Origin of the sequence: Vibrio sp. Y58_MX_L22 (assembly GCF_024181865.1) — a bacterium.
In the GTDB taxonomy this organism is placed as follows: Bacteria; Pseudomonadota; Gammaproteobacteria; order Enterobacterales; family Vibrionaceae; genus Vibrio; species Vibrio alginolyticus.
Map to the genome: position 1 here is coordinate 363,722 of NZ_JAMZAN010000004.1, position 16,058 is coordinate 379,779.

Below are 16,058 nucleotides of genomic sequence, written 5' to 3' on the forward strand. Positions count from 1 at the left end.
CGTTAAATGTTAGATAAGATGATGAAATCTTTAGCGGAAGCGCTAAAGGTAGGGGATTTTATTGCCTCAGAAAATGGTTCTTACAACATCGAGGTTGACCAGTTATCACTGACCATCAAGCAACATGCGTCATGGATTTTATGGGAAGCGACGTTACCCTTCCAGTTTAAAGAGCATCTAGATTATCAACAAGAACAAGCGTTACAACGTTGCATGCAGCTCTCATTAAAAACCATTCGTGAGGATGGCAGCGTACTGACAACCAATGATGATCAGCAATTGATTTTGCAAAGTAAAGTAAGGGTTGAGGACTGTTCGGTGGAACGGTTCTCTGCTTTGCTTTCTAAGCACGTCAATCTATGCGAACGTTACATTGCATTATTGGAACAAGAACGTGTGAACCACACAATCAACCATACAGTGTGGTTACCATGATGCTAAAAATCTTTCCCAACATTAGGCGTGCTGCAACAAAGGCATTGTTATGCGCAGTGAGTGTTGTTCCTTTGGGATACGCGCAAGCAACAGACTTACACTGGCCCGAACAACCGTTCCGCTACTATGCAGATAACGACTCATTAAAAGAGTTGTTGAATAACTTCGGTGCAAATTATCGTGTCTCGGTTTCTGTTAGTGACAAAGTCAACGATCGAGTGAATGGGCGTTTTACCCCTGAAGATCCGGCGGAATTCCTCGATTACTTATCGCAAGTGTACAACTTGATGTGGTATTTCGATGGTGCCGTCTTACATGTCTATAAGGCGACAGAAACTCGCTCACGTTTACTTCAATTGGAATTACTTACGGCTAGAGAGCTACGCAGTACGTTAATTTCCACCGGCGTTTGGGATTCTCGTTATGGTTGGAGAGCGGCTGAGAGCAAAGGGTTAGTCTATCTTGCGGGTCCTCCACGTTATGTCGACTTAGTGGTACAAACGGCGGAGGCATTGGAAACGCGCTTGCTGCAGAAATCGAATTCAACCGACGAATTATTCGTTGAGATAATTCCTTTGAAGTACGCTTCTGCAACGGATAGAGAAATTGCATATCGAGATCAGACAATTACGGTCCCGGGCATCGCATCGGTGTTAAAACGGGTCGTGTCTGGTGTTCAAACGCAAGTGGCGAGTGCGTCTAGCAAAGAAGTTACCAGTCCAGATAAGCCTGTAAAAAGTAATAAAACCGCCTCAGTTCATGGTGGCGCAACAGTTGAAGCAGAGCCGGGCCTTAATGCGATTATCGTTCGTGATACTCAAGCACGATTACCGCTCTATCGTAAACTGGTCGCGCAATTAGACCAGCCGCAATCAAGAATTGAAGTCGCGCTATCGATTGTCGATATCAGTGCCAACGATTTAAGTCAGTTAGGCGTGGATTGGCGAGCGGGAGTGTCTGTCGGAAACAACCGCATTGTCGATATCAAAACAACAGGTGATGTGAATTCGGGGGATGTGACGCTCGGCAGTGGACAGAACTTTAAGTCCTTGCTTGATTCAACCAACCTAAATTACTTGCTGGCTCAAATTCGTTTATTGGAATCCAAAGGCAGTGCTCAAGTGGTTTCAAGACCAACATTGTTAACTCAGGAAAATGTCGAAGCGGTACTGAACAACAGCAGCACGTTTTACGTCAAGCTGGTTGGTAAAGAAACCGCAGCGCTGGAAGAGGTCACGTATGGAACGTTACTGAGAATTGTCCCACGTATCGTTGGTGATAGATTTGCTGCACGACCTGAAATTAACCTGAGCCTTCATCTCGAAGACGGTGCAAAGATCGCTGATGGTGGCGTCGATGATCTTCCTTCCGTTCGTAAAACTGAAATCAGCACCTTAGCGACGGTTAAACAAGGGCAAAGCTTACTTATCGGTGGTGTGTACCGAGATGAAGTGAGCCATCAGTTACGTAAAGTGCCATTACTAGGAGACATCCCATATTTAGGCGCGCTGTTTAGAAGTAATACCAATACTAAGCGCCGCACAGTACGAATGTTTATTTTAGAACCTCGAATTGTTGTGGATGGTATTGGCGATAGTGTGTTGATTGGCAACGAATATGACTTGCGACCAAGTATCGGCAAGCTTAACAACATCTCCAACAATAGCGCTGAATTTAAATCGGTAGTGGAAGTATATAGCTGCACATCGAGGGTTCAGGCCGAGCGCTATCAACAAGACTTATTGTCACAGAAAAAGTCGTCTCAATTAACGCAGTGCCAATTACCAACAGGGCAAAAGGGTTGGCGGGTGAAAGTATTGGAATGTGATGACTCACAAAGTGAGTGTGTGCGCCCTTCAGAGGAGTCTTAACCGCGATGCAGCAATGGAAAATTCGTATTTTATCAGGCGTGCATACCGGAGTAGAAGTCACCTTACCTGAAGGTGCTCTCGTGCTTGGCAGTGACGACTTTATTGCTGATCTTGTACTGTCTGATGCTGGGGTCGAAGCGAACCATTTCACCCTCGTTTGCCAGCAAGACTCGGTCATTTTACGAGGCTGCGAAGAGGCAAATATTAACAGTGAAGACATCGCTGTTGCAGGTGATGGTATCGAGTTGTCACGCCATGCTGTTGTCTCGGTCGGCGTTGTGAAGTTCGCTCTGGGATACGCGGAAGATGCGTTAATTGTGAGTAACGTCAGCGACGAATCTAGCCAACAGAATACACCTGTGGTTGCTGTGCAACGCTCTAGCTGGAAAAAAACAACGCTCATCGCTTTGCTCTGTAGTTTTGTCCCGAGTGTCATTTTTGCCGGTATGTGGTACAGCCAAGCTAACGGAAACAACAATGAAATTGTTACAGAAGCAGAACCCATTGTTTTGGTACGTAACATCTTAGGCGAGCTCAAACTTAGCGACGTTCGTGTGGAATGGAATGCCGCCGCACGCCAAGCAGTCTTAGAGGGCTATGTTGAAGACCGAACACAGAAACTCGATCTGCTTGGTCGAATTGATGTATTGGGCATCAATTACAAAAGTGACTTAAGAACGATGGAAGAAATCCGTCGCGGGGTTCGATTTATTTTGCGCAACCTCGGCTATCACCAAGTGAAAGTCGAAAATGGTGATGAGACCGGCACACTGCTGCTGACGGGCTATATCGATGATGCAAGCCGCTGGAACCAAGTTGAACAAATCTTGGAGCGAGACGTGCCTGGTCTTGTTGCGTGGAAGGTTGAACTGCAGCGAGCGGGTGCCTACATGGATACGCTAAAAGCGTTATTGACGGATGCGGAGCTACTGAAAAAAGTCCAGTTGGTCACCAGCGGTGATCGCATCGAGGTTCGTGGTGAGCTTGATGATATCGAAACGACTCGATTTTACGGTGTGACCCGAGACTTCCGGGAACAATATGGTGAGAAACCGTACTTAGTTTTGAAATCCATACCTAAGGTGAGTAAAGGTACCAACATCGATTTCCCGTTTCGTAGCGTTAACTTTGGCCAGGTTCCATATGTGATTCTGACCGATAACGTTCGCTATATGGTCGGTGCAAGAACGCCTCAGGGCTACCGAATATCCAGTGTTACACCTGCTGGTATTGAGTTGGTTAAAGGCGGGCGGGTGATAACAATAGAACTCGGATATGAAGGCGAGACGAACAATGACAAATCTTGAACAAATTTTAAATAACGACACAAACGGTGCGGAAGCGCACAAGATTAAGAGCAAGCTCTTAGAAGCACAAGCGGTGGTGAAACGTCAGTTGGATTTAGGGTGCTCACCACAGCAGTACCAATTGCTACTCAAACAGTATGAAGCTTACACAGCCGCCTATGCGGTCGTTGAATCATACGAAGCTAACTAAAAAATACGAGGAAGTCTTATGTCATTTTACGATGCTAGTAACAGTGTAAACCTTGATGATGTTAAAGCTAAGTTAGAACAACAAGCGAAAGATGCTAACACAGAAGTGACGGCAGCCATCAAGAACCTAGAAACCAATGCCGATGATCCATCAAAGCTTGCCGAGCTTCAGCACGCGATCAACAAATGGTCTGTTGTTTACAATATCAATGCGACCACGACTCGTGCGATTAAAGATGTGATGCAGTCGATTCTCCAGAAGGTGTAAAGCATGGAACGAGAAACGCGCCAACTGCTGGCTGAAATCGCGCTGATGGCAACAGGTATGCATCGTCATCAAGAAGCCAACACGATTGCAGATGGCCTTGAAGCAAGCTCAGGTTCTGAAGAGACCGTTGCGATGATTCGTGCAATGAGCCTCATGAATAAAGGCTTGTATGAAGAGGCTCATCAATTACTCGAACCACTTTGTAATGCCTATCCAGATCTGATCAGCTTAGCGGCTCTTGCTTCGGCCAAAGCCGGTTTACTGAGCAAAGCGGAAAGCTGGGTAGAACTTGCGTCACAAGGAAGCGAAGAAAGCCAAGCATTTGCTGCGAGCTTTTCTCAGGACATTAGGAATCTTGGATGATCATTGATTCAAGCAACCTAAGTCTTCAACACCAATCTTTGCGTCAGTCGGAGTCGCGCCATTATGAGCGGAGCGATGAAGACAAGATGAAAGCACTCATGGAGCGAAGTGACAAGCAAGAGCAAGTTTCACATGTTTCTCCAAAAGAGACGCTAGAGAAAACAGAAGCGAAACTGGCGGAGATTAAAGCGTGGTACGAATCATTAAAAGACGCAGAGGTTGTCAGTAAACAAAGTGTCTTATCATCGTTAAATGAAGCGTTTTCCGACCCTCAAGTTAAACGAGAGGCAATGTGGTACGCCTTTCATGAGGCGAAGAGTGCAAAAGGCAACGAGCAGCCACAATCTGATTTGTTAAAGGTGTTGAAGCAGGAGTTACTAGGGAGTTTTTCGGGACAGCTTATTGCCGAACCACCTGCTGATAAAACAGCACTAAAAGCAATGCTAGCGCAGCATTTTCCACTGGGTGCCCAGAAAGAACAAGCCTTATGGCATTGCTGGGCAGAGTTGAAGTCGTTACCTGATATGGCATCAACACTGGACATGGTTCGTGATGAACTTAGCTTCATGATCCAAAAAAATGCGATGGTGAAAAACATCATGACTCACAGTCACAAGTTAGATTTATCTTAGGAGTACATATGATAAACACGCAGTACACCGAGGTGATGCAAACCAACATTGATAAGTTGCAGGATGCGCAAGTCGAAGACGGTTTAAGCGAACGTTTTGAGCAAGCCATGTCGGTTCCCGAGGCAAGTAATGGCCTGGAGGGAGGTTTGCTAGAAAACATCAGCGAGTTGAAAAACACTATCGATAACGCGAAAAGTAACCTGCAAGACAACATGAAGATGGTGGGTGATGATCCGGCGCAATTACTGCAAATGCAGTGGGCGCTGACACGCATTACTTTTCAAGAAGAGCTGATCGCGAAAACCGTGGGTAAAACCACACAAAACGTAGAAACCTTATTGAAGGCACAATAGTGATGATGAATAAAATGAGAGCAGTTTTCATCATGCTCACGTTGTTTCTGGTAGGTTGTCAGACCGAGCTATACACCAACGTTACTCAGAAAGAGGGTAATGAGATGTTGTCGATCTTACTATCCGAAGGTGTCGTTGCAACAAAAGAACCTGACAAAGACAACACCGTCAAGTTAATGGTAGACAGTTCTCAAATCGCCTTCGCGGTAGATGCGCTAAAGCGAAAAGGTTATCCAAGAGAGCAGTTTTCTACACTGAAAGAGGTGTTTCCTAAAGACGATTTGATCTCGTCACCATTAGCAGAACGAGCCCGTTTGGTGTACGCGAAATCTCAAGAGCTCTCGTCAACCTTATCTCAGATTGATGGCGTGCTGGTGGCACGTGTTCATGTTGTTTTGGAAGATCAAGATCTGCGTCCAGGAGAGCGCCCAACTCCAGCTTCTGCCTCCGTATTTATTAAACACGCAGCAGATATTGCGCTTGATTCATATGTTCCGCAGATCAAATTATTAGTGAACAATAGCATTGAGGGGCTGAACTACGATCGAATCAGCGTAGTGATGGTACCCTCATCAGAGGTTCGAGTTGCTACTCAAAACAATCAATTTAAAAGCATTTTGTCGGTTCAGGTCACCAAAGAGACGGCGAATAATCTTATCGCCATTTTGGTGTTCTTGGTAGCGGCACTCATCGGCTCGAATATCGCTACCTTTACATGGTGTCGTAGGAACACGAAGCGTGGTTAAACCAGAAACACCACTCGCGCAGGTACAACACCAGTTTAACTATGCGCCTTGCCAGTACATCCATAGAAGTTGGATAGAGCAAAAGCAGCCTTGGTTACTAAATATCGAAGGCTGGAGAGATAACCCCATGTTCAACCAGTGGTGTATCAATGAGTGGGCGCTATCTCCCGTTCCTGAGACGGCTTTTAACAGACCTTGTCATAGTTTGGCATTGCTCCCGACAGACGCGTTGAATCAACTCGTATTGATGGTGGGTGGAGCTTTGCATTGCGTTGCGATGCGAAGCGTTGTCTTAAAACATCCTAAACAGGTTCTGAACAACGTATTTGGTTTGGAAGGCGCTCGGTTCTTAATTCAAAACGGGCCGATGCTGTTATCCAGCTGGCCGCAAGGCTGGCAGCGTTCGTTACCAGAACTATTGGATGAAAGGTCTGTTGAAGCAAGCATGAGGGCGCTAGGATATTTTTGGATGAGGTTTATTTTGATTAACTCACCAGAAGATGTTGTTCTTCGTTGGCAATTCAAATTAGAAAAGCAACTTAGCGAAAACGCGGAAACAGCTAACTGGTTGGAAGCGGATCAACGAGATCTGGCGTATCGACTCACAAAAAAAATCGCAAAACAGGTTATTCCTCAATGGTTTCATTTGTTGAAATAAAAACAGACAATTTGCAGCTGGCACCTGGCTTAAAGGTGCTGAAAGCGAAAGATTATGCCAGTTATCTGGATTCGCAACACTTAGTTGAAGCCGCGAACTCCAAAGCTGAGAGCATCATTGCTAATGCCCAACAAGCCTACGAAACCGAAAAACAACGTGGTTATCAAGATGGCCTTGCACAAGCCAAGATTGAAAATGCGCAAACGATGGTTGAAACCTTAGCACGTTGTAATGACTACTATCAGCAAGTCGAAGAAAAAATGACAGATGTGGTGTTAGAAGCAGTACGTAAGATCATCGATACCTTCGATGATGTCGATACCACGGTGAGTGTAGTTCGAGAAGCGTTGCAACTGGTGAGCAACCAAAAGCAGGTCATTTTACATGTCCACCCAGAGCAGGTTGTTGAGGTGAGGGAAAAGGTGGCTGGTGTATTAAGTGATTTCCCTGAAGTCGGTTACGTTGACGTGGTAGCAGATGCGCGCTTGAAAAATGGAGGCTGCATTTTGGAAACAGAAGTTGGGATCATCGACGCCAGTATTGATGGACAGCTGCATGCATTAAAGCAAGCCATGGTGAAGCAGCTCAGCGAGCGTAAAATTACGATTCATGAATAAACCTTAAAAACTCAGCACTTGCTGAGTTTTTTCATTTTAATGCCTTTAAACAAAAAAAATCCGACCATTTCTAAAATATTCACTGCCATAAATCCTTAAGAATACACCTAAGAAAGCTGCTTAGTTGATAAGTGTTGCAACCAAGCAGCGCCTCTAAAACAACAAAAATAGGATTATTTAGTCGAATGGCTAATGGATTTATAACTTCTTTACTGACAGATTTTGCCAGCCGCTGCCAATTGGAGCCGTTGGTTTTTGATGAAGATGATTGTTGCCATCTACTCGTTGAGCAAAACACAGCAATCACTATTCGTGCACAAGAAGATCGTGTGACGCTTATCGGGCTGATTTCAGGTGATGAACCGAGTGCTGATATTTTGCATCAACATATGAAAGGTGCCTTAACGCAAGGCTCTCCAGCGGTATGCTGGGAGGAAGAGACCGGATATATCGGTTTCATACACCTGCCTCAGCAACTGCTAACTGCATCTTTTTTCGATGAGTCATTTGCGAATTTCATCGAGTGGTTAAAAAGTGCGAATACACAAGAAGTAACCAATAAAACAACCGAAGTACCGGAAACGAATACCACTCATTTTTCCACATTAAGGGTTTAAAACATGATCAGTTTTGGAAGTGTTAGCGCGTTGCAGGCCGCCATGCCGCAAGCTCGTAACGAGATACTTAACGAAGGTAAGCTGAGTATTGGTGGCAAAGAATACCAAATCAACGCAGCGACCCAAGAATTTACTCGCGCCAATCCTACGAATGGTGCAGTAGCGCGATTTTTTGAAGCGACAGGAAAACTGTTTCGCGAAGGTAGCCCACAATCGGTGGCGAAAGCCCTTACAAAAGCCGTATTTGATAATGAGCAAGGACAAGCTCAGCGTTTACAAGCTGCTTCTTCTGTTGAGCATGGACAAATGTTCTTCAAAGATGGAAGCATAAAAACCGCATCAGATGTCTTAAATGCCTTTGCGAAGTTAGACAGTAAATCAGTTCAGTCGAACTCTGCTGAGCTAAACCAGTTAGCAGAGCGAGCGATGACAGAGGCAATGTTAGAAACCGATTCTGGTAAAAACCTCACGTCACTGATTGGCGAAAGTGCAGCGAAGTCGCTTGCTGGACGTGTAGTAAAGGACTACGGCGGTGGTATATCTGCAGCGCAGAAAAATCCAGCAGGTAGCATCAATCAAATGCAAGCGGTGTTTGATATGGAGGTGATGCATCTTAAATCGGCGCAACGTCATATCGAAGGTCTAGCAAGCACCGATCTAAGCCAAGGTGTATACGCTGAAGGACTGGCAGAGGACGTGTTTAACAAAAGTGGCGTAACCAATAATGTTGAAAGAGCTGCGGCGTGGATCATTAATGCTTCTAACTCTAAAGGAAACGATGCCGAAAATATTACGTCTTTACTGAAAGAATACGCGTCTAATGGTAAAGATTTATTGAATATGGAAAACCTAAAAGAGCTACACGCTCGATTGGTGCCTAATGTTGAGCGTGATTACCGAGGGCCAAATATTTCGGGTGGTACTTTGCCTTCAAGTATTGGCGGTGAGGGCATGTTAAAGCAGCACATTGAAGGCTTTTTGAAAGAGAACCCTGTAGAAGATAAAGACTTAGGTAAACATTTGTTCGCCGGAGTTATCGGGTACCATGGCTTTACCGATGGAAATGGTCGCATGGGGCGCATGCTATACGCGATAGCAGAACTTCGTAACGACTCGTTCAATCCTTTAGCTATGGATGCAGAAAATAGCCTTCACGGTATTAAGTGATTTTTTACTTCTATTTAATTTTTGGAGCGGCGATTGCCGCTCTTTTATTTTCCAGCTTAACCTTAATTTTTCTTCTCAATAAAACGGCTAATAGCAATAAAAATGAGACGTTGAAATAAAGTGTCGGTTTCTATCTCGCCATAAAATCTCTTTTATCCTTATTCGCTTATTTAAATGAGCCGTTATACCCAAGTGGCTTCGCTGAAACAAATATATCGATGTCACTTAGTTATAATAAATTAGACAGGACACAACATGGATACAGGAAAGATTAATATGCTTCTCTCTGAGCTAGGAGAAGTGCTGAACCTTGAGCGCGTGACAGCGTATGACGATCAAATGTGGTCACTGCATTTTGCTGAAAACAACAGTGTCGATGTTCTGCTCGTAGAGGAAAAAGGCGAGTTATTGATTTCCAAAAACCTGCTTATAGAACAAGATGATATTACGCTAGATAAACTTCAAGTTTTACTTGAATACAACTTTTTGTATCGAGAAACAGGTGGTGTGCAGTTTTGTGTGAATCCAACACGCAAAGACGTTGTTCTTCAAGTTGCTATCGCGGCTGGAAGTGAACTCACCAACATTGCTAACTTAATCATTCAGTTGAATGAATTAGTTGATACTTGGGTACAGTTATTTCAAAACAACACGGTTGTAGATTTTAGCCAAACAGACGTACACGCATTTATTCAAGTTTAAGGCATCACACATGGTCAATATTAATACATCGCACATGCACTCGTTGAGTCAGTTAACGTCACATTTGGCGACACAAAATCAAGCTGACGACAAAGAGGTTCGAGCACACAACGGCAAAGATATTTTTGTTAAAGAGGGTGCACCAAAAAATAAAAGTATCAGCGCGCGTATTAGCCACCAGAATAAAGCGAAAGATATTGTAGTGAGCCTGCTTACTAAGCAGGGTATTCCTAAAGATGTTGCGAAGCTCATGCTGAAAAAAGTGTTGAATGGTGAAAACAAGTTAACGCTTGGGAGTCTGAAAAATCTTGAGAGATTGTCGTCTGGTCCTAGCTCAAATTGGCCAACTGCACAAACGGCAGCCTCTTCTTCCAAAACCAATAAAGCTTCATCGAGTGTCGCGCTTATCAACGAACATAAAGCCAACCTTCAAAAGCTTGGTGATTTTTCCTGTACGGACTTAAATACGTTCGGTGTTAAGGGGTCACAGTTTTATGAAACAAAAGGAAAGCCACGACTAAAAGAGCTTCACGCGGATCAAGCGCGAATCATGCAAGATCACAGAGCGACGATGTCCGCAAACGGAGTTCAAGCTGCAGCACAAAGAGGAACCGCACCGCAATTAAGCACTCTACAGAACATTGCTAAGGCAGTACAAACCGCGAAAGCCGGCTGCTGTACTACATTTGCCTTTGCTGCCGCCGCTGAGATGATTCAAGGCATGTCAGGAACACCTGAAAGTGAACCCAAAGTAGAAGTGGTTGCGTTTAAAAAGGGTCATTCAGGTACACACCTTTATGTACTGGTTGGTCGACAAGAGGAGAGCGACATAAAAGATCCATCAACGTGGAGTAAGGATGTGAAAATTGTTGACCCGTGGGCGACATCTGCATTCGGTGCACCAATGTTTGGAGATGCACAACGACCACCTGTTTCGAATATGTTCCCGCCAACAGAAGTCATTTTTGATAGCCATAAACTGGGTTAGTCACTCTGCAAAAGAAGTGAGCAAATACATCATGCTAAGCATCTAACCTTTATTGAAAGAGCAGCTCTGAGCTGCTCTTTTTTATTACTCTGGCAACTCGATTTTAGAGCGAGATTTCTGCGGAAAACCTCACAATGAAGGCGAAAAAGTGACAAAAATAAAGCCATTACCGACATCGTTCAATCTGCAATCGTTGTTCAATAGAGTTATTGAAACAAAAGGAAAAAGTTATGAACACGATTCAACAACTGCTCTTGGAGTTTTGCCAACTCAATGAGTTGCCCGAACTGAATTTTGAAGAAAATGAACGTTGTCAGCTACTGGTCGATGATCGCTACATGTTGTATTTCATCGCTACAGATACGGATGATTTGATGCTGTCTGTAACGTTCGGAGGGTTAGAAAAATCCGGTGAACAACGACTAAAAGGTTTAGAGCTTCTTGCTCATGCTAACTATCAAGGAATAGGTAGTGGCAGCCTCGCACTTGCTTTGGCTCCAAACGGTCGACAGCTTGTCTTAGCAGGACGTAAACCCGTTGAGCATCTAAATACGACGAACCTTACCGCTTGGTTTCACGAAGTTATTGAACAGGCCGAGCTGTGGCAAGCGCGTTTCGCAATGTTGGATCAAGCGATTCCAACCACCTCTAATCATGAACAAGCTCATGTTCAATCACTTCGTGTGTAGGAGAGAAAAATGGTTAATACAACACAAAAAATCAGCCAAAGCCCAGTACCTGATCTAGAACAGTTTCGTGCAGTTGCTGCGCAAAAAGATGACCGAGTGATCAGTAAAAGAGGTGAAGTAAAAGAACCTTCCACATTCCACAAAGGTCATAAGTTTGCTTCTATTCACGAAGGCGTATTGAGAAGCAAATACACTAAGTTTTTCCAAGAAAACATCAAAACTCACCTTGATTTAAAGCAGGCGCTACTTAAGCAAGAAAAACCTGAGGTTGCGCTGTTGGCTTACTCCCTAGTGAGTCCTTCAGGCTATCGCGGTGAGCCACTTACTGAGCGTAAAATCTTAGAAGTTGTCAGCCTATTGGATGAAATAAAAGTGAGCAGCGATACGTACCAGCAGCTTAAAAATACGTTTGATGCGATCAGCAAAGATCCGCGTATGCAGGTGAGTTTAGAAGCCCAGTATCCAGGAAAAATGGATGGCTTCGCTGCTGAACTGTTACAGATGGGCAAAGAAAAGCTAAAAGGTTCTGGTGTGAACGCCGTTATTAACTTGGCATTACCTGGCGTTGGCTTATTGATTTCTACAGGTCGAGAGCTGCACAAAGCGGCCGTAAATGGTGATGCTGAGGCTTACCATCATCAGTTAGAACAAATTTCACAGCTGCCAGGGCGAGATCAACGTCTTTCTATGCCGATGCAGCAAACCTTGGCTCAAGGTCATGCGATACTGTCGGCTGAAGGTGGCATTGGAGCTACGTTAGGTATGGCGACGGGGAGCCTGGGCACGTTCGGTGTTAGCTCTGTAGCAACGGTGGGCGTCACACCGATAGCAAAAGAGGCAATCGGTTCTGCGGCAACGACTGCTATCATGAGCGGCGGTGGCTTTGTGGCGAACCAAGCTGGGGCATACGGGTTAAATACGGAAGTAAAAGAGCAACTTATGCAAGGCGAAATGTCTGGTGTTTTACCTAGACTTGAAGTTTCCAATGCAAAAGGAGACTTTACCTTCAGTATGCAAGATCCGGCTTCTGTCCGCGCATTAATGGCGTACCTTGGTCCTAAGGAGAATACTGCAATGACTTCTCCTCAAGCGCCTAAAGAGGCACAAGAGATGGAAGCCGCGCGATTAACACTGAAAAAGATGTTGGGTTCAGAGCCAAGTGAGCACTTGGTTCCTGACGTAGACTCTATCTTGAAGCTAAGCCCAGAGGATGCACCAAGTAAAACCGAGTCTATTGCTAACGGGGCGTTTAAAAAACTGTTAGGAGAAGATTGGGATTGGCTCATGCCAGCTGTTCGAGCGATTGACAAAGGGGAAGCAAGTAAAATAAACGAAAAGCTCACCTACAAGCTCCCCCTAGATGCAGCAAACGGACGAGTTTATCTTGATAAATGCCCAAACCTGAGTGACGTCCAGTTAGATGCGCTAGAAAAATTAGGCTCACCAAGTCAATTGCGATTGATGTACTTGGCAGAAGGCTGGGTGTAATTTCAAATGGTAAAGTAGGGAGTAGGTGCTGCTCCTTACTTTATCTACCGTCAGCGTTCCTTTTTGGGGCTGGCTAATATCGGTTGAATTTAACTTTTCGACTGAAGAAACAAACACACAAGTGTCAACGTTATACCAACCCAACCAATGAAAGAAATTTCTTCCCCAACAATCGCAACTGCTAGTGCTGCTGCGATAACAGGTTCAAATAGCGTGAGTATGCTAGCTCCACTGGCTGTAACAAATCGTAACCCAAACCCAAAAGCGACGTAACCTAACCCCATTGGAATCAAGGCCATGTAGAGCATGACCGTCGTATTAGTTGACGATGCAAATAGATTATCACCCGTGATGAAAAGTGTTGGTAGAAGCAAAACTCCACCAATACCAAAAACACTTCCCATGGCCGTTTGCGATTCAATGCCGTGGTCAATCATAGCCTTTACTCCCCATGAGTAAATGGCGTACGTCAAACCTGCCAATAGGCCAAGTAATACACCCCAATGCTTCATATCCTGATCAAATAAGCTATTTGCGGATGACTCAGAAGCCAGCAACAAGGTAATGCCAATGACCCCGATTGCGAAACTCATCATCCAGCGCTTGGTTATGGTCTGATTTCGGCTAAAGAGACACTCTAACAAAGCAGAAAAGAAAGGTGCAGTGGAGATAGAAATAACCGTACCAATAGCCACACCGGCGAATCGCATTGATGAATAAAAAGCCAGTGGGTAGGTGGCTAAGGCGATAATACTAACCAGTAACGTTTTCTTCTTATGTACGACTTTTCGAAAATCTCTCTTCAGTGACTTCGCAGATAGACATGCTTGCATAAACCCACCAATACCCATAGAAAATGCGCCAATGGCGAGAGCACTGACATCCGGTGCCAAGCTGGCAGCGGTGCCCGTCGTTCCCCACAGGGTTGAAGCAAAAAGTATGGATAAAGTTCCTAATTGATAGTCGGTGAAATGTTTTTTTAACACTGTAATTTCTACCTAGTGAATGGCTGTTTTAGGGTAGAAAGAATAAAAGAAAGCGATAGAGATTTTTGTGCTGAAAAGACGGAATACTTGTTCCAGAGGACTATTTTAGTGGCTACCGGGAAAACTCTCTAGGAGACATGCCAAAATGCATTGAAAACCGTCGACTAAACGCGGAAAGGTCACTATAGCCAACTCGTTCAGCTATCAACTGGACTGGAAGGTCTGTATGAGTCAGTAGTGCTTTGGCTTTTTCCATACGTTGTAGTGTAATGTACTTATGGACGCTCATTTTTAGCTGCTCTTTAAAAAGCTTTTTAAACTGCGTCGGACTCAAGCAAGCGGCATTCGCTAATGAGGCAATGGTGAGTGGCTGATCAAGCTGCTCGGCGATCACAACCTGTACATCTCGAATACGCGAATCCACGGAGCGAGACCGCTTTTGCTGCTCCAGCAACAGATAGAAGGTTGCAACCATTGAGTTTTCAATTTCATCATTAACCTGATACTCAAGTTGCTTTTCGACAAACTGGATAAAGCTCAGTAGAGGCGGGCTAATCGAAAACACAGCCACACTACTATCCATCAAATGAGTGGGCAAAGTGGTCATATCCGCAACAATAAAGCGTGATGACTCTTCGGCATTAAAACCGTGAGCACAACTTTTGGGGATGACTATGCAGTCGCCAACCGCCACCTTTCCGACATAACTATCCATATCAATCTGTATGTTGCCCTGGAGAGGAAGCACGAGTTGATGATAATCACTATGAGTATGTCGGCTCATACGTTTCGTGTAGGAGCGAATGCTTAAGCTAGATTTCATAAAAACAACATACAGTTAAAGGATACCGCATTATAGCGTTGAAAGTATCGAGGTTGAAAGCTGGGCAGTTGTAAGCCCAGATCTTGAATGGGATGTGGTTTGTTAGTCCGCCTCGGACTCTAACGAAGCCAACCAACGAAGCACTTCCGCAGTTGCCTCAATAAGATCGCTTGGGATGTACTGGTCGACGTTACCGTCGGCGTATAGTGCACGAGCAAGAGGGACTTTTTGCATCACAGGCACGCCTTCCTCTTTAGCGATTGCGACCATACGTTTGGCTACCGCATCGGTTTCCATCAAAGTGATGACGGGCAGGGGCGTTTCGCCTTTCTTGTAATAAAGGCCAACCGCGATATGTGTTGGGTTTGTAACTAATACATTAGAACGTTTAACGTTTTCGCGTTGATTGGAGGCTTGTAGCTCTTGGTGCAACTGACGACGTTTGCTTTTTATTTCTGGACTGCCTTCCATCTCTTTGTATTCGCGTTTCACTTCGTCCTTGCTCATTTTGAGCTTTTTCGTGTGATCAAATTTCTGGTACGCAAAATCTGCGGCAGCGATGACGATGAAGCCTACCGAAGAGATAATCATTAATTGTTTAATCATGACGCCAGTAATGGTCGGGACACATTCTAGCCCACAAGTTGGAATTTGCATTAAAGCGTTGATGTTACCGCGTAATGTCACCCAGATAATGCAGGAAAGAAGAGAGACTTTAAGGATCGACTTGATAAACTCAATCACACTCTTAAGGGAAAAAATGCGTTTGGCCCCTTCGACGGGATTGATCTTTTTGATGTCGGGTTTAACGGATTCACCACTAAATAGGAATCCGAACTGCCCCATATTGGAAAAGATGGCGACGAGTGCAGCAACCAGAATAATCGGAGCGAGTAGATAGGCAATTTCTTTTGCGATGGCGATAGCGACATCGACTAGCGCATCTTGGAAACCCTGATAAGCAAGCTTACTTGGTAGGAGAATAAGCGCTGAGATGTGCGACATGTAATAATCGGCGAACGCAAACAGTACAATTATGAGCGCCAAAATTAATGCAGACGATACGATTTCTTGGCTTTTGGCAACCTGACCTTTCTGTCGAGCATCGCGTAACTTTTTTGCGGTGGGTTGCTCTGTTTTTTCTGCACTCATAAAGAAT

Annotated in this window: 20 protein-coding genes; 17 read left to right on the plus strand and 3 right to left on the minus strand. The window is 44.7% G+C overall.

Features of this window, described 5'->3' with window-relative positions; all coding sequences use genetic code 11:
• Positions 1 to 6: 6 nt before the first annotated feature.
• From NL626_RS12270 to NL626_RS12350, 17 genes are all read left to right on the plus strand, one after another.
• A complete protein-coding gene (locus tag NL626_RS12270; RefSeq protein ID WP_171344943.1) occupies positions 7 to 435 on the plus strand; it encodes a YscB family type III secretion system chaperone in 429 nt (142 codons plus the stop codon).
• Positions 423 to 2,306, plus strand: a complete 1,884-nt coding sequence (gene sctC / locus NL626_RS12275; RefSeq protein ID WP_253657422.1) for a type III secretion system outer membrane ring subunit SctC — start codon at positions 423 to 425, stop codon at positions 2,304 to 2,306. Before NL626_RS12270 ends, sctC begins: the two co-directional genes overlap by 13 nt.
• Before the next feature lie 5 nt (positions 2,307 to 2,311).
• Complete coding sequence (gene sctD, locus NL626_RS12280) at positions 2,312 to 3,613, plus strand: type III secretion system inner membrane ring subunit SctD (RefSeq protein WP_017821344.1); 1,302 nt, start codon at positions 2,312 to 2,314, stop codon at positions 3,611 to 3,613.
• A complete protein-coding gene (locus tag NL626_RS12285; RefSeq protein WP_253657402.1) occupies positions 3,600 to 3,803 on the plus strand; it encodes an EscE/YscE/SsaE family type III secretion system needle protein co-chaperone in 204 nt (67 codons plus the stop codon). Before sctD ends, NL626_RS12285 begins: the two co-directional genes overlap by 14 nt.
• A gap of 18 nt (positions 3,804 to 3,821) precedes the next feature.
• Positions 3,822 to 4,070, plus strand: coding sequence for a type III secretion system needle filament subunit SctF (sctF, locus tag NL626_RS12290; RefSeq protein WP_005377199.1), 249 nt, complete (start codon positions 3,822 to 3,824; stop codon positions 4,068 to 4,070).
• Positions 4,071 to 4,073: 3 nt separating this feature from the next.
• Positions 4,074 to 4,433 carry a YscG family type III secretion system chaperone gene (locus NL626_RS12295; protein WP_005377200.1) on the plus strand — a complete coding sequence of 120 codons (360 nt, stop codon included), beginning with the start codon at positions 4,074 to 4,076 and terminating at the stop codon, positions 4,431 to 4,433.
• Entirely contained in the window at positions 4,430 to 5,065 is a 636-nt protein-coding gene (locus tag NL626_RS12300; RefSeq protein ID WP_017821342.1) for a YopR family T3SS polymerization control protein, read from the plus strand. The genes NL626_RS12295 and NL626_RS12300 overlap by 4 nt, the downstream gene beginning before the upstream one ends.
• 8 nt (positions 5,066 to 5,073) lie before the next feature.
• Positions 5,074 to 5,418 (plus strand): type III secretion system inner rod subunit SctI, encoded by a 345-nt coding sequence (gene sctI / locus NL626_RS12305; RefSeq protein WP_005387149.1) that lies wholly within the window; start codon positions 5,074 to 5,076, stop codon positions 5,416 to 5,418.
• Positions 5,418 to 6,164 carry a type III secretion system inner membrane ring lipoprotein SctJ gene (sctJ, locus tag NL626_RS12310; protein WP_086012989.1) on the plus strand — a complete coding sequence of 249 codons (747 nt, stop codon included), beginning with the start codon at positions 5,418 to 5,420 and terminating at the stop codon, positions 6,162 to 6,164. The genes sctI and sctJ overlap by 1 nt, the downstream gene beginning before the upstream one ends.
• A complete protein-coding gene (gene vscK, locus NL626_RS12315; RefSeq protein ID WP_054728547.1) occupies positions 6,157 to 6,822 on the plus strand; it encodes a SctK family type III secretion system sorting platform protein VscK in 666 nt (221 codons plus the stop codon). The genes sctJ and vscK overlap by 8 nt, the downstream gene beginning before the upstream one ends.
• Positions 6,801 to 7,439 (plus strand): HrpE/YscL family type III secretion apparatus protein, encoded by a 639-nt coding sequence (locus tag NL626_RS12320; RefSeq protein WP_053307008.1) that lies wholly within the window; start codon positions 6,801 to 6,803, stop codon positions 7,437 to 7,439. The genes vscK and NL626_RS12320 overlap by 22 nt, the downstream gene beginning before the upstream one ends.
• A 185-nt stretch (positions 7,440 to 7,624) precedes the next feature.
• Entirely contained in the window at positions 7,625 to 8,056 is a 432-nt protein-coding gene (locus NL626_RS12325) for a type III secretion system chaperone (protein ID WP_025768117.1), read from the plus strand.
• Positions 8,057 to 8,059: 3 nt separating this feature from the next.
• Positions 8,060 to 9,223, plus strand: coding sequence for a VopS family T3SS effector adenosine monophosphate-protein transferase (locus NL626_RS12330; protein ID WP_154204538.1), 1,164 nt, complete (start codon positions 8,060 to 8,062; stop codon positions 9,221 to 9,223).
• A 255-nt stretch (positions 9,224 to 9,478) separates the two neighbouring features.
• Positions 9,479 to 9,925, plus strand: a complete 447-nt coding sequence (locus NL626_RS12335) for a type III secretion system chaperone (protein ID WP_054576980.1) — start codon at positions 9,479 to 9,481, stop codon at positions 9,923 to 9,925.
• Between the two features lie 10 nt (positions 9,926 to 9,935).
• Positions 9,936 to 10,913, plus strand: coding sequence for a hypothetical protein (locus tag NL626_RS12340; protein WP_253657403.1), 978 nt, complete (start codon positions 9,936 to 9,938; stop codon positions 10,911 to 10,913).
• 230 nt (positions 10,914 to 11,143) lie between these two features.
• Positions 11,144 to 11,602 (plus strand): CesT family type III secretion system chaperone, encoded by a 459-nt coding sequence (locus tag NL626_RS12345; protein ID WP_005387141.1) that lies wholly within the window; start codon positions 11,144 to 11,146, stop codon positions 11,600 to 11,602.
• Between the two features lie 9 nt (positions 11,603 to 11,611).
• Complete coding sequence (locus NL626_RS12350) at positions 11,612 to 13,090, plus strand: hypothetical protein (protein WP_005387135.1); 1,479 nt, start codon at positions 11,612 to 11,614, stop codon at positions 13,088 to 13,090.
• 89 nt (positions 13,091 to 13,179) lie between these two features.
• On the opposite strand, the gene NL626_RS12355 is transcribed toward NL626_RS12350, so the two are convergent.
• The 3 genes from NL626_RS12355 to vscU form a co-directional block, all read right to left on the minus strand.
• Entirely contained in the window at positions 13,180 to 14,076 is an 897-nt protein-coding gene (locus NL626_RS12355) for a DMT family transporter (protein ID WP_213904045.1), read from the minus strand.
• A gap of 112 nt (positions 14,077 to 14,188) precedes the next feature.
• A complete protein-coding gene (locus tag NL626_RS12360; protein WP_130546118.1) occupies positions 14,189 to 14,899 on the minus strand; it encodes an AraC family transcriptional regulator in 711 nt (236 codons plus the stop codon).
• Between the two features lie 102 nt (positions 14,900 to 15,001).
• Positions 15,002 to 16,051: a SctU family type III secretion system export apparatus subunit VscU gene (gene vscU / locus NL626_RS12365; RefSeq protein ID WP_005387129.1), complete on the minus strand. Its 1,050-nt coding sequence runs from the start codon at positions 16,049 to 16,051 to the stop codon at positions 15,002 to 15,004.
• Positions 16,052 to 16,058: the final 7 nt, after the last annotated feature.

Bases quoted from the DNA above. Each gene is read 5' to 3' on its own strand.
- NL626_RS12270 (WP_171344943.1), top strand. From the start codon at position 7: ATGTTAGATAAGATGATGAAATCTTTAGCGGAAGCGCTAAAGGTAGGG.
- sctD (WP_017821344.1), top strand. From the start codon at position 2,312: ATGCAGCAATGGAAAATTCGTATTTTATCAGGCGTGCATACCGGAGTA.
- NL626_RS12285 (WP_253657402.1), top strand. From the start codon at position 3,600: ATGACAAATCTTGAACAAATTTTAAATAACGACACAAACGGTGCGGAA.
- sctF (WP_005377199.1), top strand. From the start codon at position 3,822: ATGTCATTTTACGATGCTAGTAACAGTGTAAACCTTGATGATGTTAAA.
- NL626_RS12295 (WP_005377200.1), top strand. From the start codon at position 4,074: ATGGAACGAGAAACGCGCCAACTGCTGGCTGAAATCGCGCTGATGGCA.
- NL626_RS12300 (WP_017821342.1), top strand. From the start codon at position 4,430: ATGATCATTGATTCAAGCAACCTAAGTCTTCAACACCAATCTTTGCGT.
- sctI (WP_005387149.1), top strand. From the start codon at position 5,074: ATGATAAACACGCAGTACACCGAGGTGATGCAAACCAACATTGATAAG.
- NL626_RS12320 (WP_053307008.1), top strand. From the start codon at position 6,801: ATGGTTTCATTTGTTGAAATAAAAACAGACAATTTGCAGCTGGCACCT.
- NL626_RS12325 (WP_025768117.1), top strand. From the start codon at position 7,625: ATGGCTAATGGATTTATAACTTCTTTACTGACAGATTTTGCCAGCCGC.
- NL626_RS12330 (WP_154204538.1), top strand. From the start codon at position 8,060: ATGATCAGTTTTGGAAGTGTTAGCGCGTTGCAGGCCGCCATGCCGCAA.
- NL626_RS12335 (WP_054576980.1), top strand. From the start codon at position 9,479: ATGGATACAGGAAAGATTAATATGCTTCTCTCTGAGCTAGGAGAAGTG.
- NL626_RS12340 (WP_253657403.1), top strand. From the start codon at position 9,936: ATGGTCAATATTAATACATCGCACATGCACTCGTTGAGTCAGTTAACG.
- NL626_RS12345 (WP_005387141.1), top strand. From the start codon at position 11,144: ATGAACACGATTCAACAACTGCTCTTGGAGTTTTGCCAACTCAATGAG.
- NL626_RS12350 (WP_005387135.1), top strand. From the start codon at position 11,612: ATGGTTAATACAACACAAAAAATCAGCCAAAGCCCAGTACCTGATCTA.
- NL626_RS12360 (WP_130546118.1), bottom strand. From the start codon at position 14,899: ATGAAATCTAGCTTAAGCATTCGCTCCTACACGAAACGTATGAGCCGA.
- vscU (WP_005387129.1), bottom strand. From the start codon at position 16,051: ATGAGTGCAGAAAAAACAGAGCAACCCACCGCAAAAAAGTTACGCGAT.